The sequence below is a fragment of the Phocaeicola plebeius genome (assembly GCF_003437535.1).
Lineage (GTDB): Bacteria > Bacteroidota > Bacteroidia > Bacteroidales > Bacteroidaceae > Phocaeicola > Phocaeicola plebeius_A.
Genome location: NZ_QSQT01000034.1, coordinates 11,998 through 33,958 on the forward strand (window position 1 = coordinate 11,998; position 21,961 = coordinate 33,958).

Here is a 21,961-nt window from a genome sequence, read left to right on the forward strand (position 1 = left end):
CGACAATGCAATATATGGAAACTTTTTTGAAGCAGGTGGCCGCCGATTTGTACCGGAAGATGAACGGAGACTTCACGAAGGTGGCTGTGGTTTTCCCGAACAAGCGTGCCAGCCTCTTTTTCAATGAATACCTGGCACAGGAATCCGACCGCCCGGTATGGTCGCCGGCCTACGTGAGCATCAGTGAGCTGTTCCGCCAAACGTCGCAATGGGTGACGGGCGATTCCATCAAATTAGTGTGCGACCTCTACAAGGTGTTCCGTGAAATAACGGGCAGCAAGGAGAGCCTGGACGAATTCTACTTCTGGGGCGAGATGCTCATCAGCGACTTTGACGATGCCGACAAGAACATGGCCGACACCAAGGCGCTGTTCAGCAACTTAAAGGACCTGAACAAGCTGACGGGTGAATATGACTTTCTGGAGGAAGGACAGAAGGAAGCATTAAGTCAGTTCTTCCGCAATTTCTCCATCGAGCAGGTGACGGAACTGAAACGGCGTTTCATCTCATTGTGGGACGTGCTGGGCGACATCTATACGCAATACAAGGAATTGCTCCGCGAGCAGGGCATCGCCTACGAAGGAATGCTCTACCGCGAAGTGACGGAGACCATGGACGTGCAGCAGTTTCCCTACGACAAATATGTGTTCGTGGGATTCAACGTGCTGAATAAGGTGGAACAAACCCTGTTCAGCAAGTTGCACGAGGCAGGAAAGGCCCTGTTCTACTGGGACTACGATACCTTCTACCTGAACAAGCATCCGCACGAGGCAGGCGAGTTTATCCGCCGCAACCTGAAGAATTTCCCCTCGGAATTACCGCCTTCCCTGTTCGACCACCTGAACCATCCGAAAGAAATTACCTTCATCGAATCGCCTACGGAGAACGGACAGGCACGCTACTTGCCGCAATGGATTCGGGAGAACCTGACGGAGAACGAAAAGGAAACGGCCGTGGTGCTCTGCAACGAGGCCATGCTGCAACCTGTGCTTCACTCACTACCGGATAACGTGCGCCACATCAACATCACCATGGGTTTCCCGCTCTCGCAGACACCGGCCTACAGCTTCGTAAAGACGTTGCTGGAACTGCACATTGCGGGCTACAATTCCCGCAGCGGACGTTACCAGTTTGCCGAAGTCATCAGCGTGCTGAAGCATCCGTACACGCAACTGCTTTCCGGAGAAGCCGCTCCGTTGGAAAAGGAACTGACGGAAAAGAACCGCTTCTACCCCCTACCCTCGGAACTGGAACGGGACGAAGCCTTGTCGCTGCTGTTCAAACCGTGCAGCCACAACCTGGAGCTGTGCAAGCGGCTGGCCGACATCTTGAAGCAGGTGGCACAACTCTATCGCAAGCAGGCAGCCTCCACCAGCAACGCCCTCGACCAGCTCTATCGCGAAGCCTTGTTCAAAAGCTTCACCATGGTCAACCGCTTCCATGCCCTGCTTGAAAGCAAGGACCTGGAGGTACAACCTGCCACCTTCCACCGCCTGCTGGTACGTGTCATGTCGACAGCCAGCATTCCTTTCCACGGAGAACCGGCCATCGGTATGCAGGTGATGGGGGTACTGGAAACACGTAACCTGGATTTTCGTCATGTCATTCTGCTGTCGGTCAACGAAGGTCAGTTGCCCAAGGCAGGCGGCGATGCCTCGTTCATCCCCTACAACCTGCGCAAAGCATTCGGCATGACGACTATCGACCACAAGATTGCAGTCTATGCCTATTATTTCTACCGCCTGCTGCAACGGGCAGAGAAGGCTACGTTGCTCTACAACACGGTGAGCGACGGCATGAACCGGGGAGAGATGTCGCGCTTCATGCTCCAGCTGCTGATTGAATGGGGGTATCCCGTACAGCGGAAACAACTGGAGGCAGAGCAGTCGCCCATTGCTTCTTCACCCATCTGTATCCCCAAGTCGCCCGACATCATGAAACGGATGCAGAGCGTATTCGATGTGCGGGTAAATCCGAAAGCCCTTCTTTCCCCGTCAGCCCTGAACTGCTACCTGGATTGTCCACTGAAGTTCTATTATAAGTACGTAGCAGGACTGGCAGCCCCTGAAGAAGTAAGTGCGGAAATCGACTCGGCCAAATTCGGAAGCATCTTCCACTACGCTGCCGAACACATCTACAAGGAGCTCACGGCACACGGAAAAGTCATCAACAAAGACACCCTGGAAGCCCTGCTCAAGGAAGAAGTGAAACTGCAAAACTACGTGGACAACGGGTTCAAGGAGCTGTTCTTCCACCTCCCTGCTGACGAGCGTCCGGAATACAACGGGGTACAACTCATCAATTCCGCCGTAATTCTGCGCTATATCCAGCAGCTGCTTCGCAACGACCTGCGCCACGCTCCCTTTACCTTCGTAGGCTCCGAACAACGGGTCATGGAGGACGTAGAGATACAGACGCCCAAGGGAGTCATCCGCTCGCGCATGGGCGGTATCATCGACCGCATAGACAGCAAGGACAACGTGCTCCGCATTGTGGACTACAAGACGGGAGGCAAGGCCGACACCCCGCCCAGCGTAGAATCGTTGTTCACGCCTGGCCCCAAACGTTCCAATTACGTATTCCAGACTTTCCTGTACGCCGCCATCGTATGCCGGAAACTGCGTGAACGGAATGATGACCGGAAGGTAGCTCCTGCCCTGCTCTACATTCACCGGGCTGCGGCAGAAGATTACTCGCCCGTCGTCCAGCTCAAGGAATCGTATAACAAAACCACTCCCGTGGAAGACTTTTCATTGCTGGAAGAAGAGTTCAGAACCCGCCTGCAGGCACTCCTGGAAGAGATTTTCAACCCCGACCTGAGTTTCAGTCAGACGGAAGAGGAAGACCGGTGTACTTATTGTGATTTCAAGGAAATATGTAAACGATAGAAACAGAATCAAAACAAGTGTTAAAAACACATTTTTCTCTGAACAATCCAAGTGAACCGGATGTTATAAAGATGTTTTTCATAGTAATAGATAAGAACAGTATTGGTATTTGTGAAAATATCAGCTGTAAGGACAAAAGCGTTTGTTCTTTAAAAAATAAGAGAGGCTGCATTTCCCCGGCAGCCTCTCTTAATTTTTTATCCTCTACACAAATGTTTTTTTATTCCTGATAATCATAGTACCACCAGTAGGTATCGCCAAATTCGCGACGCATACGGTTGCGTTCTTCCAGCGGAGAACCCTCTTTCTGCTGCAAGGTCTGGTAAGCCCTGAAACGATCTAAAGTCAGACTGTCTGCACGCGAAGATACAGTATCATTCCGCTGGACATGATACATTACCAATGCTTCCCGATAATAACGCGGCAAGGTATCTTCCGGCAAATAGAAATCGGGAACGGCCTGTGCAAAGCTATCCAGTTTCTTTTCAAGCAGCAAGGCAGAAAGGTAATAATCCAGCGAGGTATATTTCCCCGTTCCCTTGTAGCAGATGTTCCGCAGGAATACCATGCGGTCTTCTCCCGAATATGGACGTGCTCCCAGCAGGTAATAAATGGAATCGTTCGTATAACGGAGCGTGTGCAAAGAATCCGTTTCAAAGAACAACCCGTCGGAACGGTAATACTGCGGATAAGCAAACAGCTTGTCGCCCATCTTTCCCAAGTGCGACAAGGCCACGGCACGATAGGCTGTCAGCGTACGGCTGGCCTCCAATGATTTTTCTCCTACATGTAACACCTTGTCATACTCCCCGGCACGCAGGTAATGTTCCGCCTCCAGCTCATGATGAAACTGCCGGTTGGTACTGCCCACACACACTGTCAGCAGACACAATCCCAACAAAATAGCCAGGTTACTGTTGACCAGTCCCCAGAGACTTCCTTCGTGATTCAACTGTACGCGAAAAACTCCACGTAGCCAGTAGCCAATTCCCACAAACAGCAACACCAGTAAAGGCAACAGCCAGGTCCACGGAGTATGGTAGTCGGAGATATACACCCCCCGCCCCACATCCGTCAGGGCACAAAGCACTAAAAAGGACGGCACATACGCCAGGGCACGCACCCTTCCCTTCAGTCCCAGCAAACTGTTTACCCCCCAGCGCAGCAACAGCAAAATCAGCGTAATGACCAGCGCGCTGGCCATCGGAGCAAAGGTAGTCTTTCCATGAGCCAGCGAGAAATGAAGGGCTTCCAGCACATCGCGCTGGAACACATAAAGATATACAAAACTAAACAGAGAAAAAAGAAGACCGCATACAGCAATCATGATGCGTGCAGTCTTCTTATAAAATGCATTTGTGTAATCACTCATACAATATCAATTCAATCTTTCACTCGTTTTAATACAACTGCAGAACGGGCCGGCACATACAGTTTCAGCCATTCTTTCTTGTCTTTTGCATAAAGCGGGTCGGCACAGGTGAAGTGGCGGAGACTGTCGTCTGAGAAGCCGAATCCACCAAACTGCTTGTTGTCTGTGTTCAGAACCACATCGTAGGCACCTCTCGGTACGAGGAAGCCATAATCGGTAAACGAACGGGTCGGGTTGAAGTTGAACACAAACACCAAATCCTTGCGGCGGTATGCCAGAATCTGGTCACCGTCGTTATGCCATACCTCGATGACATCCGATTTCTGGATGTTCTTCACGCTGCGAATCAGCTTGACCATTGCCTCATCGAAGTCGCCCAGGTAATGATAGCACAAATCCGGATTATCAACCAGGTTCCACTGACGGCGTGCATACTTGTATGACCATCCGTTGCCTTCGCGCGGGAAGTCAATCCATTCCGGATGACCGAACTCATTACCCATGAAATTCAGGTAACCTCCGTTGATGGTAGAAGCCGTAAGCAGACGGATCATCTTGTGCAGGGCAATACCTCGTTCCACCACTCCATTCTCGTCGCCAATCTTGAAGTGCCAGTACATGTCGGCATCAATCAGGCGGAAGATGATGGTCTTGTCGCCCACCAGTGCCTGGTCGTGGCTTTCGCAGTAAGAGATGGTCTTTTCATCCTTGCGGCGGTTGGTCACCTCCCAGAACAGGCTGGACGGTTTCCAGTCTTCATCGCGACGTTCCTTGATAATCTTAATCCAGTAATCAGGAATGTTCATGGCCATACGGTAGTCGAAACCGTAACCTCCGTCTTCGAACGGAGCAGCCAGTCCCGGCATACCCGATACTTCCTCGGCAATGGTAATGGCCTTCGGATTCACTTCATGAATCAGCCGGTTGGCCAGCGTCAGGTAACAGATGGCATTGTCATCCTGATGACCGTTGAAGTAGTCACCATAGTTGCAGAACGCCTCACCCAGTCCGTGGCTGTAATAAAGCATAGAAGTCACCCCATCGAAACGGAAGCCGTCGAAATGGAACTCTTCCAACCAGTACTTACAGTTGGACAACAGGAAGTGAATCACCTCGTTCTTGCCATAGTCAAAGCAGAGCGAATCCCATGCCGGATGTTCACGACGTCCGCCCTGATAGAAATACTGGCAAGGATCACCGGCAAAGTTGCCCAATCCTTCCACCTCGTTCTTCACGGCGTGTGAGTGTACGATATCCATAATCACGGCAATGTTCATCTGGTGTGCCGTGTCGATAAGCTGTTTCAGTTCTTCCGGTGTACCGAAGCGTGAAGAAGGAGCAAAGAAGCTGGACACATGATAGCCGAAACTTCCGTAATAAGGATGTTCCTGAATGGCCATAATCTGAATACAATTGTATCCGTCCTTCGCAATTCGCGGCAGTACATTCTCACGGAATTCATTGTACGTACCAACCTTTTCCGCATCCTGTCCCATACCGATGTGGCATTCGTAAATCATCAGCGGAGCCACATTAGGCGTAAAGGTCTTTTTCTTGAACTTATACGGTTTCTCCGGATTCCATACCTGCGCACTGAAAATCTTGGTCTGTTCATCCTGCACAACGCGAGTAGCCCATGCCGGAATACGTTCACCGCATCCACCTTCCCAGTACACTTTCAGCTTGTACAAGTCGCCGTGCTTCATGGCCTTTTCCGGCAGATTGATTTCCCAGTTACCCGTCTTGCGCACACGTTTCATACGGAAAGCCGGTTTCTCCTGCCAGTCATTGAAATCGCCTACCAGGTAGATTTCCGTCGCATTCGGCGCCCATTCACGGAAGGTCCATCCCTTGTCAGTGCGGTGCAGACCAAAATACATGTGTCCGGTAGCAAAATCTGACAACGTCTTCTTTCCTACCAGTTCCTTTTCTTTTTCCACCACATGCTGATGACGGCCGTTGATAGCGTCAGCGTATGGTTCCAGCCACGGATCATTCTTTATGATATTCAATACCTTGTCCATAGTATTAGTAATTAGAAATTATTTGACACGTACTTTTACAATCACTTTTCTCACTCCGTCGGGAGTTACGCCCGGTGCATGTGCATCTTCCGGGAAGAAAATAGCAAACATACCCGGCTTTACGGTCAGGTAGTCAGTAGCCAGTCCTTCATAGAAGGTAATATCTTTTTCTGCATTGTAAGCAGCTTCAGGCAAATCCGTACGCGGCATATAGCCCATTACTTCCACCCCCGACAATGGAATCTGGATGTCGATGAAATCATTGTGTGTTTCCAGACGCGCTTCTTCCTTTGTCTTCGGACGTGCATCTGCAAAGTTCACCATCAGTTCACCTTCCTTCAGCACTACCTTCCCCACTTCGTGTGCCTGCAAGTCAGTTGCCTTCAAAAAAGCTACAGCCTCTGCAAACAAAGGATTCAGTGACACATATTTTTCCAGATTTTCCAATTTGTCAATAACCATATTCTTTCAGTTTTAAATCGTTAATATTTTATTCAAACTCATCTATCGTTTCATTTGTAAAATCGGCAAAGCGTTTCAGCTGGCGAAACACGTCGATAATCCGTTCCATAAAGTCCGGACGGGAAAAGAACTCATCTTCCACCCGGCAGGCTACCGTAAAGTCCTTGCAACGGATGTACTGCGGATAAGGAAAGTCCTTCGGAAATCCCTTGGGCACCGTCTTCAGATGCGACTCGCCCACCACCGGAAAATACTGCTTGAAAGCCGGGTCTTCCACGATGGCACGATACTCGTCAATGCGGTCGCACACCGACTGACGCACCGCCCGCAACATATCGGCAGGCATGCACCAGCTTCCTCCGGCCAGCATACAGTTGCCCGGTTCCAGATGAAGATAATAACCACAGTGATTGGATTTCTTTCCCCTTGCATTGATATACCCTCCGATGTGGGTCTTATAAGGAGACTTGTCGGAAGAAAAACGGACATCCCGGTAGATGCGATACGTGCAGTCACGCGGAAGGACGTGCGCCACACTTTCATCCCATGGCGAAAGGCGGGCAATCACCCCTGCCAGCAACTCCTCGAAGTCTGCCTGCACACTCAAATATTCCGCTTTATGTTCCTGAAACCACTCCCGGTTGTTGTTTGCCGCCAGTACTTTCAGGAAATCCAATATGCCCGGTATATCCATATTCTTTACTTTTGAGTCACACAAACTTACGAAATTAATTCGTATCTCTCGAATAAAACGATATTTTTTTACATTATCCCAGCAGATTCAGCAGAAAATCGTGCACCTTTCCGTTGGAAGCCACCACTTCGCGGCCGGAATAGCATGAATCACCCCCGGAAAAGTCGGTCACCCTTCCTCCTGCATTCTGTACCAGCAGGATACCTGCCGCCACATCCCACGGACAAGTGAAAGCTTCGGCACGCGCTTCAAAACGCCCGTCGGCCACGTAACACATCTCGGCAGCCGCCGCACCGACCACCCGAATGCCTGCCACATGCCCGTAGCAGCCTTCTATCAGGCGGTTGAATACCGGCTTGTAAGCCTCCGTTTCGTACGGAAGACCGAAAGCCATAAAAGCCTCATCGGGTACAGCTACCTGCGACACCCGAATCTGTCGGTCATTACAATAAGCAGGCGCCCCCTTGTAAGTCCAGAAACACTCGTCGCGGCACACTTCATAAACCACTCCCAGCAAGATTTCCTCACGGTTACGCAAGGCAATGCTCACACAATAAGGTGCATGGTTATGAATGAAGTTGGTCGTACCGTCCAGCGGGTCAACCAGCCAGCAATACTCCTCGTCGGTGTGAGTTCCGCTCCCCTCTTCAGCAATAAAACCTGCCTCGAGAAGCAACTCCCGCAGACAGGCTACTATTCTTCGTTCCGATTCCTTGTCGACATACGACACATAATCGTGTGCGTGCTTCTTCTCGATCCGCTCACGGCTGAACTTCTTCCGCTCCTCACGGATAAAAGCCCCCGTGGCTACAGCCAGTTCACGCACCTTCAAAGTCAGTTCGGATAATTCCATCATTATTTTTTCTCCTCCAATAAACGTCCGTATCTGAAAGTCCCTTTCCGGACAATATTTCCGTTGGCATCCATCTCTACGAATGGACCGTCTTTCTTTCCCTGCTTGAAGAAGCCCTCAAAGCGAGTGCCGTCCTTTTCAATCAGCACACCCTTTCCTTCTTCCTTTCCACGTACAAAAGAACCTGTATAGACAGAACCGTCGGCCATGTGAAGCACGCCTTCTCCCTCGGCCATGTTGTTCTTCCACTGACCTTCGTATTCATCACCGTTGGCCCACTTGTATTTTCCGGTACCAGAGCGCTGGTTCTTCGACCATTGCCCATCGTACACCGCTCCGTTGGCCCAGGTGAACGTGCCTTGTCCCTCCTGCTGTCCGTTCAGGAAATGACCTACGTATTTGTCACCATTCGGATACGTATAGATACCCCTTCCCGTGCGTTCACCGTTGGCATAATCGCCCTCATAGCGTTCGCCGTTCTGGAAATAATAGATACCCTTTCCATCCTGCACATCATCCTTCCAGTCGCCCACGTACTTATCGCCGTTGGTATAGTAGAAAGTACCCTTTCCGTGACGCATGCCGTCCTTCCAGTCGCCTTCATACTTCGACTTATCCTCCCACACCATGGTGCCCTTCCCGTTCTTCAGGTCGTTCTTCCATTCGCCGGTGTAGACCGCTCCGCCTTTCCAGGTATAAGTACCCTGTCCGTTGCGCTTGTCATGATGCCAGGTTCCAGTATATAAGTCCCCGTTATAATAGGTCATCGTACCCTCACCCTCCTGGTAGTCAGTGTACCACATCCCGTCGTAACGGTTGTTGTTCATGAAATAATACGTTCCCTTGCCGTGCTGCTGGTCTTCGTACCACTCTCCCACGTACTTTTCTCCGTCGCTGAAAGTGTAGGTACCTTCACCCTGGCGTTTACCCTTCACATATTCACCTTCGTACACGTCGCCATTACGGAACACCGTCTTTCCCTTTCCGTTCGGGCGGCGTCCTTTCAGTTCGCCGGTATATTCCGAACCATCCTTAAACTGGTAGTATCCCAATGACAACTGGGCCGAAGCCGATACCGAGCTGAATGCCAGCAGGGCAAATAAAAATAATGTATGTTTGTTCTTTCTCACGTTCTTAGTCTCTTTTTTAATTCCGCTCAAAAATAGTCTTTTTACTTTTGCACGAGCCGGAAGGTTTATACTTTTTTACCTGCCACTACCTCTATTAAGTTTTCTTTGCAGAAATAGCGCTGAGCCAACGAAAGCAGTTCATCGGACGTCACCTCACGGATGGCAGCCAGCGACGCATCAAAAAAGTCGGGCTTCAATCCGGCCGTTTCGATGAATATCCAGGCATCCGAGAGCGAGAATGCCCCCTCGTACGAACGGCACATATCGCCCAGCATATAGTTGCGCACCATCTCCAGTTCTTCTGCCGGCACCTTGTCCTGACGCAAACGGTCCATTTCATGATACACTTCCGTGATGACAGACTCCATGTATTCATTGGCCGCTTCCGTACTCACCACCAGCAGACTTGTGCCCGGATAAGACACCAGTCCGGCCCCGATGCCGTAGGTATATCCTTTATCTTCTCGGATATTCGACATCAGACGACTGCCGAAATACCCTCCGAACAGCGTAACCAGCACACGCAGTTTCAGGTAATCAGGATGCTTGCGGTCGAGCGAGAAACCACCCATGCGGAGCGAACTCTGCAAGGCATCCTCCTTCTCCACGTGAACCCGTTTGCGGGCATCCTTCACGATGTCCCACGTGCGTTCCACCTTCTCTGCCGTACAATTTCCCCAGGGCGCCTCTCCCCAGTGACGTTCGATGCAGCGCACCACCTCGGGCGTTACCTTACCCGACACGTACATGGAACAATTGCCCGAATGATAGTGTCGGTGATAGAAATCCTTCAGCGCCTCCACCTGAATGCGTTCATAATCCTCCAGTTCGGCATAGCGTCCCAACGGATGCGAAGTACCGAAAAGCGAACGGTTCAGCTGCTTGCGAGCCAGTACGTCCACCCGCCGGTTGTTCACCAGGAACTGCTGGCGGTTGATGTCGCAGATAATGCGGAACTGCTCTTCCGGAAACACAGACTCCTTCACCAGTCCGGCCACAATCTCCATGGTGCGGTCAAGGTGTTTCGTCAGTGTATACAGTGTCACAAATCCACAGTTCACAGAAGAAGACAGGTCGAGCCACGCCCCGTAATAATCCAGCCGTTCGGCAATCTCGCCCGATGTCATGCGCACCGTTCCCTCACGCAGCATACGGTTGGTAAACACGGCCTGAAGCGGCTGCGACTGGTCGAGCTGTCCGCTCCGCACCAACAGGTCGAAACGAATCACGTCCTCGTTCCCGGCCGAAAGCACATACAGCGGCATGCCGTTCTTCATACGATGCAACTCCGGCTGCAAGATGGAGAAATGCTCCAGCTGACGGATGGCAGGCGCCACACTACGGTCGAGCTGCGTCATAATGCCTCCTGCTGATTGCGCAGAAACTCTTCGGCCCGTGCCAGATCCTGCGGTGTGTCAATACCAATGGTCTCCACTTCGCTGATGCCCACCTTGATGGAATAGCCGTTCTCCAGCCAGCGCAACTGCTCCAGCGATTCGGCCAGTTCGAGCGACGACTGCGGAAGGGGTGTAATCTCCTTCAACACCGGAGCACGGTAGGCATAAAGTCCGATATGTTTGTAATACGTATGTCCGGCCAGCCACTCCTTCTTGTCGCGGTTACGCTGGTAAGGAATGATGGAACGGCTGAAGTAGAGCGCCTTCATCTCCTTGCTCACCACCACCTTGGGCGAGTTCACATTTTCCAGCGCATCAAATCCGTCGGCAGGCGTAAACGGTTTCACAAGTGTGGCAATCTGTGTTGACGCATCGTCAAAGCAAGCCTTCACGGCTTCCAGCTGCGAACGCTGGATGAACGGTTCGTCACCCTGAATGTTCACCACCACGTCATAGCCGCTGCCCACCTTGCAGTAAGCCTCGTAGCAACGGTCGGTCCCGCTCTTATGGTCGACCGATGTCATTACCACCTTTCCACCGAAAGCCTTTACAGCCGCTTCGATGCGTTCGTCGTCGGTAGCCACGTAAGCTTCGTCCAGCACACCGGCCACTTGTTCATAAACTCTTTGTATCACGGGTTTGCCTCCCAGTAGTGCCAAAGGTTTGGCGGGGAAGCGTGTAGATGCATATCTTGCAGGAATAATTCCAATAAATTTCATGGTTATTGTATTTGGGTTATGCTTCGCAAATGTACGAATAAAAAGTGACAAACAGAAAAATGAGCTTGCTATTCAGATTTTTCAATGATTGTCTTTATCCATTCCGCAAACCGCGGACATTTCTCCAAAATGGATTTTATCCCGATTTCCAATGCTATCAGGTTTCCTTCCAGCACTTTGTTGTAGTCGGACTTTATAGCCAGCAATCTTTTGGAGGGAGCCCCTTCAGGAGAGGTATTGATGTCTTCGGGGTTGTCGTAGGATGAAATGATAGAAGCAGTCTTTGCTGCGAGTTCTTCCGAAAAATAGTACTCAAAACCTTTGTTACTGGAAAACAGCAGAGCCTCAAACTCGTGCAACTGTATGTAAGAGAAAAAACGACGGTCGTCTATAGCCTCATTAATTGCCGCTTCCAACGACTGTATTTGCTCTATTTTGTCCGGCTTCTTCATGCTGTCCTCATAATGGGGCATATCGTGGGGAAGTCTGAAAAAGTCAATAAAGGTAGTTACGATATAATCGCTTTTTTCGGACATCAAAAGAGGCTTGATCGTATTTGCCAGATGTGAATAGCTCACCATTCCTCCCCGACCTGTCCTGCTTGTCCGAACCAAGACAGGCGTAACGCTCAATATACCAAATTCTTGCAAATAGGGAGAAATGACCGAGTTGACAAACTCTTGCTCCGTCTGCCCTTCGACGACAATATACACACGTTTCATAACTGCCCTCCTATCATGTTTTTCTCCCACAAATCACTGAGAGACAATTCGTAATCGTCCATCCATTTTTCCAGTTCTTCCCGTTCCAGATGACGAAAAACCGATTGGTTGTCTGCCCTGTCCACCACAATAATGTCTTCCACCTCAAAGCAATTGACCAGATTGGTGGACTGAGTAGACAAAATAATCTGGCTTTTGAGCGAAGCCTGCTTGACAAGTTGGGACAGTTTATTGATAGCGGCCGGATGCAAACCCAATTCAGGTTCATCAATAATTATCACTTCCGGCATCTTGGACTGCAACAGTAAGGTTGTAAGGGCTATAAAACGCAAAGTACCGTCCGAAAAGCTATAACCATCGAGGTACATATCTGTATCCCTCTCTTCCCATTCCAGACGAATTCTTTCCTTGTTGTTGGCATCCGGACGGAGCTTGAAACCCTTGAAATAAGGAGCAATGGAACGTATCACACCCTCTATCAAGCGGAATGTCTTTTCATCGTTCAGCATCAATGAATACAGGTAAGCGGCAAGGTTGGAGCCGTTATCACGCAAACATTCGTTGTCGTTAATCGGGCAATCTCCACGCATGGGAGAAGTGGCACTGGTATCGTGAAAATGATAGACTGTAAAGCTACCCAAATACTTTCTCAAGTAAGCAGCCCTCCATCTTTTATTATCCTTCAAAGAGGATTCTTCTACGGCAGAATCCCAAATCGTTCTGTTCCACTGTGAATAATCCTTTCCCGGCTTATGATAGTTATTAAAAAAATCTCCCGTTTTTTCAATATAGCCTTTGTTCGATTGCGATGGTTTAATCTCAAAGAAAAAAGCATTTGTATTGTCAAAATCAATCAATCCCTGGATAGACGGCGATACTTTTCTTCCCTGACGCAGCAAGTTATCAATCCCCCCTTTAGACAAGGTATAACTGCCAAAGCGCTGCTCATATATTGCCTTGGTCAATTCAAAGAATGAAATGAAATTACTTTTTCCAGCTCCGTTTGAACCGATTAACACATTCAGCCGATTCAAAGGCAGCGACAAGTCTTTAATGGACTTGTAATTCTCAATCAAAACCTGCTCTATCATATTCTATCTTAAATTCCGCTTTACCATAAACAAGCACTTTCTCTACCGGTTTTCTGTACATTTCCAGTTAAGACTGTACCTGCGCATACGCTTCTATCCTTCATCCTGATTCAGATAGTTACGTAATATGCAAAATTAGAAAACTTTCTCAAAAGCCCTGCAACAATCACCCTTTTTATTGAAAACGTACAACTAAATTCAGTACTTCCAAAACGCAAGTGCATTCAAAACAAAACGCCTTTGCGTTTTAGATCAAACGCAAGTACGTTTTAAGTAAAACGCAAGGGCGTTTCATCTTAAACGTAAGGGCGTTTTAGTCCAAACACAAAGGCGTTTTTCAGAGGATTTTTACACCTCTGAAAATCAATCAATTACATTTTCTTAAATTTTACGGATAACCCAGTATCCTCCCACTACCTGCAAGAGCATTCCGGGAATACCGATGCGGAAATCCTGCAAGGCGGTGAACAAGCTGCCGGAAAGTGCCCACTCACCCAGCGTACCAGCCAGTTGATAGAACAGCACCACGGCCAGCAGCAACGGCAAGGTGACTTTCTGAAAGCGGGCGGCCACCAGACCGGCACCTACAGCCAACAGCACAGATTTCAGCAGGATGGCAGGCAGCACGGCAGGTGCAGGCATGCCGAACCACCATGAGTTGAGCAGCGGCGAGAGTACGGCCGTCAGCAGTCCGGCCTTCCAGCCGTATTTATAGGCTCCTACCAGTGTGAAGAAATAAATGGGCAGCCAAGTGACTCCTCCCTGCGGCACCAGGTGGAAAAGCTGGGGCAGGACAATGTTTCCGGCCACAAACAGCAGGGCGGTGACGTAGGTCTTCACGCGACTGTATCCCAATGTGTAAAGTTTTACGGTTGTTTCCATGTGTATTCGTTATTTTTCTGAGATGGTTTTTTCTTTTTCTCCGGCTTCCCGCATGCGGCGTACAAAGTCTTCAATCACGGGATAGAGTTCCACGGGATTGTCCGACACGTCGCAAAGGGTTTCCAGCGGACACCGTCCTGTGCGGGTGCGGTTGATGATGCAGGGCACTTCTTCGGCATACGCCACCTCTACCCCTCCCTTCCGGAGCAAGGCGAGTGCAGGGGTGCTGACTACCCGGGTCCATACGCGGGACACGCCGCCCAATACCATCAGGGCTGCCGCTCCCTTTCCGATGACTTTATCGGCCAGCCAGGCTCCTTTCAGGAAGGCGCGGTCTGTGGCATACAAGTCGTACAGGTCGGCCACGCCCCGACGGGAGAACGTGCGGGTTTCTTCGCCCTGACGCACCACGCAGGAATAGTTTCCTTCGTTCAGCAAGCGTATCAGTTCGTCCATCACAGTGTTTCCTGTTTCAGTTGTTCCACGTAGGCATCAATGCGGTGAAGCTCTTTCGGAATGTCGATGGACTGCGGGCAGTGCGGATTACATTGTCCGCAACCGATACAGTGACTGGCCTGACGGAGTTTCGGCACGCTGCGGTCGTAACCCACCAGGAAGGCACGGCGGGCTTTCACGTAATTCTCGTCCATGCGGTCTTTCGGCATGTTGCCCTCGTTCACGCACTTGTTGTAATGTACCAGCACGCCGGGGATGTCGATGCCATACGGGCAGGGCATGCAGTATTTACAGTCGTTGCAGGGCACGGTGGGGTATTTCTGCATCAGGTCGGCCGTATCGAGCAGGAACTGGTTTTCCTCGTCGGTAAGCGGCACCAGCGGAGAATACGTGCGGAGGTTGTCTTGCAGATGCTCCATGTAGGTCATGCCACTGAGTACGGTAAGCACCTTTTCCGGTGTACCGGCAAAGCGGAAGGCCCACGATGCCACACTGCCTTCGGGATTACGTTCTTTCAGGCGGCTGAAGATGTGGTCGGGGATGTTCGACAGGCGTCCGCCCAACAGCGGTTCCATCACCACTACCGGAATGTTCTTGCTGCTCACCTGCTCGTACAGGTAGTCGGCATTCACATTACGTCCCAATGCGTGCTGCCAGTCGGAATAGTTCAACTGAATCTGCACGAAGTCCCAATGCACCTGGTCGTGCATGGCCAGTGCCCGGTCGAATTCCTCTTTTGTGCCGTGGAACGACCAGCCCAGGCGGCGGATACGTCCGGCTTCGCGCTCCTTGAGCAGGAAGTCGAGCAGACCGTTATCAAGGAAACGGCCCTGTAAGCCGCTTTTTCCGGGAGCACCCAGCATGTGCAGCAGGTAATAGTCGATGTAGTCCACCTGCAGGTTCTTCAGCGAGTTGTGGTACATCTTTACTCCGAAATCATAGTCGGAATTGGAGAAGTTCGACATTTTGGTAGCCACAAAGAACTTGTCGCGCGGATGACGCTTCAAGGCGATACCCGTCGACTTTTCCGACCAGCCCTGCACATAGACCGGAGCCGTGTCGAAATAGTTCACGCCATGTTCGATGGCGTAATCCACCAGCCGGTTCACTTCTTCCTGGTCGATGACATTGCCGTCGCCTCCCGGTGCCGGAAGTGTAGGCCAGCGCATGCAGCCATAGCCTAGCAGCGACACCTTATCCTCGTTGGGAGGGAACTGGCGGTAGGTCATCTTGCCGACGGGCACTTCCTTAGCGCTTTCGCCGGCTTTTTTCTTGTCGGGCGTACAACCGTAGAAAGCCGCTGTGGCTCCCACCGTACTGATGCCGACTATTTTAAGGAAATCTCTTCGATTCATCTGTTTTTTCTCGTCCATTCTCTTTCTATATATAAAGGTAAGACAATCCGATTAAAGTACACGATGGCGTTCATGGCCTTCCACGTAGATGGCACTCAGCGGACGGGCCGGACACAGGTTCTCGCAGGCTCCGCAACCGATGCAGCGTGCTTCGTTCATTGCCGGAATCTTCAGTGAATCGGGGTTCGACGGGTCGGACGGGACCATGGTGATGGCGTTCACCGGACAATGGCGGGCGCAGTTGCCGCACTCCTGCTTGTCGGTAAGCGGAATACACAAATCTTTTACCCACACGGCATGGCCTATCTGGATAGAAGACTTCTCTGCCTTGTCAATTTTCAGGATGGCTCCGGCGGGACATACCTCGGAACAGCGCGTACACTCCGGACGGCAGTAGCCGCGTTCGTACGACATGTAAGGCTGCATGAAAGTATCCAGCGAATGAGAAGGATGGATCACTTCGTTCGGACAAGCCGACACGCAAAGCTGGCAGGCCGTACAATGCGACTGCAGATGGCGGAGTCCGCGTGCGCCCGGAGGCACAATCGGAGTTTGGCGTACCGGCTCTTTCTTGTCCACGATGTCGGCCAGTCCGCCGTCCATCTTGATGGCTTCGGCCTTCTTGGCTACCTGTGCTTTCAGCACCGAACCGGCCAGCAGCAAGGAACCGGCCAGGAACTCGCGTCGTCCGGCGGTACGGTCGGCTATTTCCGGTGCCGGGGTTTCTGCCTTTTCGGCTTTCTTTCCGTAGGCAAACCGATAGCCGATGGCTCCCTTATGGCATTTGTCCAGACAGTCCATGCAAGCCACACAGCGGCTGCCGTCTATCGCATGGTTCTTCACATCGATGCAGGCGGCCTTGCAATTGCGGGCGCAAAGCGTACAGCCGTTGCATTTCTCCTTGTCAATCGTGATGCGGAACAAGGCAAAGCGGGAGAAGAATCCCAGCACGGTGCCCACCGGACAGATGGTATTACAATAGGTACGTCCGTTGCGTGCCGCCAGTACCACTACCAGTACCAGCATGACCGCTGCCACTATCAGCACCGGCAGACTCTTGAGCCAGACATCCACCGAATAGAAGGCATAGCTGTCCATGCGTTCGGCCATAGAAGCCAGCAGGTTGTTTCCCCACATCCACAAAGGTTGCAGGAAGCTGTGTGCCGCACGGCCGTACACGGCATACGGGTCGAGCAAGGCTACCAGGGCATGCACACCCAACAGCATCGCCAGCACGAACACTGCCAGCACACCGTAGCGCAGCCAGCTTTTCGGCTTGGAATACGTGTAGGGCATCTTCTTGCGCCCCCGGCCCAGACGGGCCACCACGTCCTGAAACACGCCCAACGGACAAATGACCGAACAGTACACCCTGCCCGCTACCAGCGTGAGCAATATCAAACACACGATTACTCCGGCGTTCAGCGCCAACAGAGCCGGAAGGAACTGAATCTTCGCCATCCAGCCGAGCCATGCATGAAGCACGCCCGTGAAATCGACGAACAACAGCGTCACGAATACCAGGCACAGCATCCCCAGCGTGAGCCTGAGTTTTCTCAACATATTCACTGTAAAAGCAATTTTAGTTAGTTATTATATTCTTTCTATCACGTTTTCGTGGTAAATCCTCACAAAAATAAAAGGAATTGTGTTTCGAAGAGTCTTTTTGCGCAGTTTTTTATCCCAAACAGTATAAATATTCGATTAACTTACGCATAAAGGGCCTTTTTGCAGCATTTATGCAGAAAAAATGTCATAAATATTGATTATCTGAATTACAAATTCTAATTTTGCTCCACTATTACCTAACAAAAGAACAGCAGTTACAACAATGACATACGCATTTATTACGGCAGCAGAAGCCGCTGCCACCATTCATCATGGGGATACCGTCGGCATCGGCGGTTTTTCATCGGTAGGTACACCGAAAGCCGTGCCGGAAGCACTGGCTGCCTACGCAGAAGCACAGCATGCACAGGGGAAAGAATTTAAGGTAGGCCTTATCACGGGCGGTGCCACGGGCTGTCAGGTGGACAGCGCGCTGGTCAAGGCGCACGCCGTATCGTTCCGTACGCCTTTCCAGTCGAATAAGGACATGCGCGAATCCATCAACCAGCACGAGGTGCAGTACTTTGACCTCCACCTGTCGCAAATCGGACAGGACGTGCGTTACGGTTTTCTGGGGAAAATCCACGTAGCCATCGTAGAAGCTTCCGACCTGACGGACGACGGAGAAATCATCCTGAGCACTTCCGTAGGTATCTCGCCTACCCTACTCCAGGTGGCCGAACGGGTTATCATCGAGCTGAATGAGGCGCATACGGGAAAACTTACCGGCATGCACGACATCTATATTCCGGCCAACCCGCCTTACCGGACAGAGATTCCGGTGTATCACGTGAACGACCGCGCCGGACACATCAGCGTGAAAATCGACCCGAAAAAGATTACGGGAGTAGTACGCACGAATGCCCGCGACCACATCGCGGCCTTTACACCGCAAAATGAGACAACCCTGCAAATCGGACATAACGTGGCTGCCTTCCTGCTACGCGAATGGAAGAACGGGGCTATCCCCAAGGAGTTCCTTCCCCTGCAGTCGGGTGTGGGCAACATTGCCAATGCGGTACTGGGTGCACTGGGTGACGACCCGAACCTTCCGGCTTTCTCCATGTTTACTGAGGTGATACAGAACTCCGTCATCGACCTGATGATGAAAGACCGTATCCGCTTTGCTGCCGGCAGTTCGCTCACCTTGTCGGAAGACCGTCTGGACACGATGTACGAGCATATCGACACCTTCCGCGAACGCATCCTGCTGCGCCCGCAGGAAATCACCAACCACCCGGAAATGATTCGCCGTCTGGGTATCATTGCGGTAAACACGGCCCTTGAAGCGGACATTTTCGGCAACGTGAACAGCACGCATGTATCGGGCAGCAAAATTATGAATGGAATTGGAGGCTCGGGAGATTTTGCCAGAAACGCATATTTGTCTATCTTTACCACCCCGTCGGTGGCCAAGGACGGACTGATTTCGTCCATCGTGCCCCAAGTATCCCACGTGGACAGTACGGAACACGACGTACGCATCCTCGTGACGGAACAAGGCGTGGCCGACTTGCGTGGCAAATCGCCTTCGCAACGTGCCCGCTGCATCATTGAAAACTGCGCGCATCCGGACTACAAGCAACTGCTGTGGGACTACCTGAAACTTTCGGAAGGAAAGTCCTGCCACACGCCGATGTCGCTGCGCAACGCCTTCAAGATGCATATAGCGTACGCCGAGACGGGTGACATGCGAAACACCCAATTTGAATCATAAGAATGGAAAAATTCAACATACACATCCTGGGATGCGGTTCGGCCCTGCCCACTACCCGCCATCAGGCGACCTCGCAGGTGCTTAACATCCGCGAGAAGCTGTTCATGATTGACTGCGGCGAAGGGGCACAGGTGCAGCTCCGCCGCGCCAAACTGAAGTTCAGCCGGCTGAACCACATCTTCATTTCTCACCTCCACGGCGACCACTGCTTCGGCCTGATGGGACTGATTTCTACCTTCGGCATGCTGGAACGTACCGCCGACCTCCACATTCATGCCCATGCCGACCTGCAACGCCTGCTGGAACCTCAACTGGAATTCTTCTGCAAGGGGATGCCCTATCAGGTGGTGTTCCACCCCTTCAACCCCGGCGAACGTACGGTCATTTACGACGACCGTTCCGTCAGCGTGGAAACCATTCCCCTGCGTCATCGTCTGCCCACCTGCGGTTTTCTCTTCCGCGAGAAGCCGACACCGAACCACATCCGGCGCGACATGATTGACTTCTACGGCATTCCCATCTGCATGATGAACCGCATCAAGAACGGCGAGGACTACACACTGGAAGACGGCAGGGTGATTCCCAACTCAGAACTGACCACTCCCTCCGACCCTCCCCGCGCGTATGCCTATTGCTCGGATACGGTCTACCTGCCCCGCATCGCAGCACAAGTGGCTGGAGTGGATTTGCTGTTCCATGAAGCTACCTTTACCGAAAGCGAAGCCGTCCGCGCCAAACAGACCCTGCACTCCACCGCCGCACAGGCTGCCCGGATTGCCAAGGACGCACAGGTGAAGCGTCTGCTCATCGGGCACTTCTCTGCCCGCTACGAAGACGAGAAGGCCCTGCTCGAAGAGGCCCAGGCCATCTTCCCCGACACACTGGCCGCCGACGAGGGACTGAAAATCTCACTCTGAGAAGTTAAAGAAAACTAACCCTATTAAACCGAACCAACGGATTGTCGTCTTACCCAACAATGACGAACCCGCACACGCCATGAACAATTATAACGAAAAAGAAACCATACTGATGCTTCAGGACCCGTCGACCCAGCAGAAAGCGTTCGAACGGATTGTGAAGGCCTACAGCGAACAGCTGTACTGGCAGATACGACGCATGGTGGTTTCGCACGACGATGCCAACGACTTGTTGCAGAACACGTTCATCAAGGCCTGGACCAACCTGGACTATTTCCGGGGAGATGCCAAGCTTTCCACGTGGCTCTACCGCATCGCCTTCAACGAATGCCTGAACTTCCTGAACAAGCAGCGCGCCGAAAACCAGCTGTCCATCGACGATGCCGATGCCGCTCTGATAAACAAGCTGGAAAGCGACCCTTACTTTAACGGCGACGAAACGCAACGGCTTTTTCAGAAGGCCATCCTGCAACTGCCCGAGAAACAGCGCATCATCTTCAACCTGAAATATTTCCAGGAAATGAAATACGAGGACATGTCGGAAATCTTAGGCACCAGCGTAGGCGCACTGAAGGCATCCTACCATCATGCCGTCAAAAAAATAGAAGATTTTTTTCACCAGCATGATTAAACCTTTTTTACAAATTCGAATCTAACTTCCAAAGGAGGCAACAATATGAAAAAGGAAGAAACTGACTTATTAAAGAGATGTGGAACCGAGAACCCGTTCACAGTGCCTGAAGGTTACTTTGCTAACTTCACGGAACAGCTGATGGACAAGCTTCCGGAACGAGAAATACAGCCTGCACCTCAGCTCACGCTGTGGGCACGCGTCAAACCTTGGGTGTACATGGCTGCCATGTTCTGCGGTCTGATGCTCAGCGTACGAATGTTCGTGGGTGAAAAAGAAACACAATCGCCTGCCGCCGGCACTATGGGTGACATGGAATTTTCAGAAGTACCCGATGAATACATCGACCCCATTGTCGACCAGACCATGATGGACGACTATACTCTATACGAGTATCTCACTGATGCAGATACGGAAATTTATAAATAAACCAACCATGATAAAAAGAACTTTTTATGCCCTGACTCTCCTGCTCATCTTGTGTGTGAGCAGCATTCAGGCACAGAATACCAAATTCAGCAAAGAAGAATTCCGCAACCGCCAGAAAGAATTTTTCATTCAGCAGGCGGGACTGAGCAACGACGAAGCACAAAAATTCTTCCCTCTCTATTTTGAACTGCAAGACAAGAAGCAGGCGTACAACAAAGAGGCGTGGCAGAAACTGCGTCAAGGCAAGAACCCCAATACCACGGAAACGGAATATGGGAAAATTGTGGAAGATGTGATTCAGGCACGTATTGCAGCCGACGAACTGGAACTGGAATATGTGCGGAAATACAAACAATTCCTTCCGGCCAAGAAAATCTATCTGTTGCAAAAAGCGGAAATGCGCTTCCACAGAGAACTGCTAAAAGGTTTCAAACACGGTCAGAAAGGCCCGGAAAAGAAAAAATAAAGGATACGGATAGATTTTTTCTTCCAAAAATTTGGAAAACAAAAATCTTTGTGTACCTTTGCACCGCCTTTGAGAAACAAGGCAACTCTCAAGAGGAGTTTTGGAGAGGTGGCAGAGTGGTCGATTGCGGCGGTCTTGAAAACCGTTG

The 21,961-nt window shown here is 51.2% G+C and carries 20 protein-coding genes; 6 read left to right on the forward strand and 14 right to left on the reverse strand.

Annotated elements, in window-relative coordinates:
- Nucleotides 1–14 precede the first annotated feature (14 nt).
- Nucleotides 15–2,888 carry a PD-(D/E)XK nuclease family protein gene (locus DXD04_RS14180; RefSeq protein ID WP_117673858.1) on the forward strand — a complete coding sequence of 958 codons (2,874 nt, stop codon included), beginning with the start codon at nucleotides 15–17 and terminating at the stop codon, nucleotides 2,886–2,888.
- 220 nt (nucleotides 2,889–3,108) lie between these two features.
- Here the strand turns inward: DXD04_RS14180 and DXD04_RS14185 are convergent, their stop codons facing one another.
- The 14 genes from DXD04_RS14185 to DXD04_RS14250 all read right to left on the reverse strand — a co-directional run bounded on the left by DXD04_RS14185 (nucleotide 3,109) and on the right by DXD04_RS14250 (nucleotide 17,608).
- A complete protein-coding gene (locus DXD04_RS14185) occupies nucleotides 3,109–4,260 on the reverse strand; it encodes a DUF6057 family protein (RefSeq protein WP_117673859.1) in 1,152 nt (383 codons plus the stop codon).
- Between the two features lie 11 nt (nucleotides 4,261–4,271).
- Nucleotides 4,272–6,284, reverse strand: a complete 2,013-nt coding sequence (locus DXD04_RS14190; protein ID WP_007563780.1) for an alpha amylase C-terminal domain-containing protein — start codon at nucleotides 6,282–6,284, stop codon at nucleotides 4,272–4,274.
- An 18-nt stretch (nucleotides 6,285–6,302) separates the two neighbouring features.
- Nucleotides 6,303–6,746: a NanQ anomerase/TabA/YiaL family protein gene (locus tag DXD04_RS14195; RefSeq protein WP_007563778.1), complete on the reverse strand. Its 444-nt coding sequence runs from the start codon at nucleotides 6,744–6,746 to the stop codon at nucleotides 6,303–6,305.
- Between the two features lie 28 nt (nucleotides 6,747–6,774).
- Entirely contained in the window at nucleotides 6,775–7,440 is a 666-nt protein-coding gene (locus DXD04_RS14200) for a DUF2461 domain-containing protein (RefSeq protein ID WP_117673860.1), read from the reverse strand.
- A 73-nt stretch (nucleotides 7,441–7,513) separates the two neighbouring features.
- The gene (locus DXD04_RS14205) at nucleotides 7,514–8,296 is read right to left on the reverse strand and encodes an inositol monophosphatase family protein (protein WP_117673861.1); all 783 of its coding nucleotides are present in this window, start codon (nucleotides 8,294–8,296) and stop codon (nucleotides 7,514–7,516) included.
- The gene (locus tag DXD04_RS14210; protein ID WP_262920427.1) at nucleotides 8,296–9,387 is read right to left on the reverse strand and encodes an MORN repeat-containing protein; all 1,092 of its coding nucleotides are present in this window, start codon (nucleotides 9,385–9,387) and stop codon (nucleotides 8,296–8,298) included. The genes DXD04_RS14205 and DXD04_RS14210 overlap by 1 nt, the downstream gene beginning before the upstream one ends.
- Before the next feature lie 101 nt (nucleotides 9,388–9,488).
- A complete protein-coding gene (locus DXD04_RS14215; protein WP_117673862.1) occupies nucleotides 9,489–10,781 on the reverse strand; it encodes a M16 family metallopeptidase in 1,293 nt (430 codons plus the stop codon).
- A complete protein-coding gene (kdsB, locus tag DXD04_RS14220) occupies nucleotides 10,778–11,539 on the reverse strand; it encodes a 3-deoxy-manno-octulosonate cytidylyltransferase (protein WP_117673863.1) in 762 nt (253 codons plus the stop codon). Before kdsB ends, DXD04_RS14215 begins: the two co-directional genes overlap by 4 nt.
- Before the next feature lie 68 nt (nucleotides 11,540–11,607).
- Nucleotides 11,608–12,261: a DUF4276 family protein gene (locus DXD04_RS14225; protein WP_117673864.1), complete on the reverse strand. Its 654-nt coding sequence runs from the start codon at nucleotides 12,259–12,261 to the stop codon at nucleotides 11,608–11,610.
- On the reverse strand, nucleotides 12,258–13,352 hold the full coding sequence (locus DXD04_RS14230) for an AAA family ATPase (RefSeq protein ID WP_117673865.1): 1,095 nt from the start codon (nucleotides 13,350–13,352) through the stop codon (nucleotides 12,258–12,260). The genes DXD04_RS14225 and DXD04_RS14230 overlap by 4 nt, the downstream gene beginning before the upstream one ends.
- 381 nt (nucleotides 13,353–13,733) lie before the next feature.
- Nucleotides 13,734–14,234 carry a hypothetical protein gene (locus DXD04_RS14235; RefSeq protein ID WP_007563761.1) on the reverse strand — a complete coding sequence of 167 codons (501 nt, stop codon included), beginning with the start codon at nucleotides 14,232–14,234 and terminating at the stop codon, nucleotides 13,734–13,736.
- 9 nt (nucleotides 14,235–14,243) lie between these two features.
- Entirely contained in the window at nucleotides 14,244–14,690 is a 447-nt protein-coding gene (locus tag DXD04_RS14240) for a DUF1893 domain-containing protein (protein ID WP_117673866.1), read from the reverse strand.
- Nucleotides 14,690–16,063, reverse strand: coding sequence for an aldo/keto reductase (locus DXD04_RS14245; RefSeq protein ID WP_117673867.1), 1,374 nt, complete (start codon nucleotides 16,061–16,063; stop codon nucleotides 14,690–14,692). The genes DXD04_RS14240 and DXD04_RS14245 overlap by 1 nt, the downstream gene beginning before the upstream one ends.
- A gap of 33 nt (nucleotides 16,064–16,096) precedes the next feature.
- On the reverse strand, nucleotides 16,097–17,608 hold the full coding sequence (locus DXD04_RS14250; RefSeq protein ID WP_117673868.1) for a 4Fe-4S binding protein: 1,512 nt from the start codon (nucleotides 17,606–17,608) through the stop codon (nucleotides 16,097–16,099).
- A 268-nt stretch (nucleotides 17,609–17,876) separates the two neighbouring features.
- Here DXD04_RS14250 and DXD04_RS14255 point away from each other — a divergent pair, with 268 nt between their 5' ends.
- From DXD04_RS14255 to DXD04_RS14275, 5 genes are all read left to right on the forward strand, one after another.
- Entirely contained in the window at nucleotides 17,877–19,370 is a 1,494-nt protein-coding gene (locus DXD04_RS14255) for a butyryl-CoA:acetate CoA transferase (protein ID WP_117673869.1), read from the forward strand.
- A 2-nt stretch (nucleotides 19,371–19,372) separates the two neighbouring features.
- A complete protein-coding gene (locus DXD04_RS14260) occupies nucleotides 19,373–20,287 on the forward strand; it encodes a ribonuclease Z (protein WP_117673870.1) in 915 nt (304 codons plus the stop codon).
- Nucleotides 20,288–20,366: 79 nt separating this feature from the next.
- Nucleotides 20,367–20,918, forward strand: a complete 552-nt coding sequence (locus DXD04_RS14265) for an RNA polymerase sigma factor (protein WP_117673871.1) — start codon at nucleotides 20,367–20,369, stop codon at nucleotides 20,916–20,918.
- Nucleotides 20,919–20,963: 45 nt separating this feature from the next.
- Nucleotides 20,964–21,347 carry a hypothetical protein gene (locus tag DXD04_RS14270; RefSeq protein WP_117673872.1) on the forward strand — a complete coding sequence of 128 codons (384 nt, stop codon included), beginning with the start codon at nucleotides 20,964–20,966 and terminating at the stop codon, nucleotides 21,345–21,347.
- 7 nt (nucleotides 21,348–21,354) lie between these two features.
- Complete coding sequence (locus DXD04_RS14275) at nucleotides 21,355–21,813, forward strand: hypothetical protein (protein WP_117673873.1); 459 nt, start codon at nucleotides 21,355–21,357, stop codon at nucleotides 21,811–21,813.
- Nucleotides 21,814–21,961 lie beyond the last annotated feature (148 nt).